The sequence below is a fragment of the Oleiphilus sp. HI0132 genome, assembly GCF_001635845.1.
In genome coordinates, this window is the sequence record NZ_LWGJ01000675.1 from 1 (window position 1) to 954 (window position 954).

Genomic DNA, 954 nt, shown 5'->3' on the forward strand with positions numbered 1-954 from the left:
GAAAGGGATTTGACGTAAGGCGTGAATTGGAGCAGTAAGTTGTATTTTTTAGGTAACTAGTGCCTCGGATATAGGAGACAACCGTGTCAAAAAAGTATGGCGTCATTGTATACAATACATCAACTATCAGTGATTCAATTCGTTCCCTTCAGTTAGACTTCAAGTTAACGCATTGCCAGACCTATGAAAGCTTATTGACACACGCTGCATATAGCGATAATCAATTGCTTTTGATAGATGATATGCCCGGCAATAACTCCCATTTAGCTTTTTTAGACAAAATTAAGAGCGAATGCCCACTAGAACTTGAGTCTATGTCGGTTATTGTGCTTAGCCGCAATATGGAGCTTGATCAGCGACTTCTAGCGTGTGAGCTAGGTGCTGATGATTGTATGTCCACAGAGCTTAGTCATGATGACATGGTGACACGTATTCAGAGCACAATTTTCAATGCGATTGCTAACAAACAGCTTAAAGACCAACTTAGAGCCGCTTCAGATGTTGCAATGGCGGCTATGGCTAGCACCGGAGATCTGGGTGCCAATATCCAGTTTTTACTGGACAGCTATCAATGTCAGAACTTTGATCAGCTAGGTCAGTTATTGTTCCAAAGCCTTAATCACTATGGGATTAGTTGTAGCCTGCAAATGCGAGGTAAATACAAGGTTAAAAACATGGAAGCAAACGGCATGGAACGAACAATGGAGTCTCGCTTGTTAAGTGAGTTGAAAGATGCCGGTCGCTTTTATGATTTTGGCAACCGTACTGTGATCAATTACAACCGTGTGTCGATTCTCATTAAAAATATGCCACTTGATGATCCCGAGAAGTATGGTCAGATTAAAGATAATATTTTTGCGCTTCTACAAGGAACCGATGCAAAAATAGAGGCTTTGGATATGCAGGCCGATATTTATCTAGAGCATCAATCTCAAGAAACGCTGATACGGCGTA

At 41.3% G+C, this 954-nt stretch carries 1 protein-coding gene; it reads left to right on the forward strand.

The genetic code is table 11. The features are described from left to right. Positions 1-83: 83 nt before the first annotated feature. Positions 84-954 (forward strand): hypothetical protein (locus A3766_RS08140; RefSeq protein ID WP_197479433.1); only part of this gene is annotated, 871 nt, incomplete at its 3' end.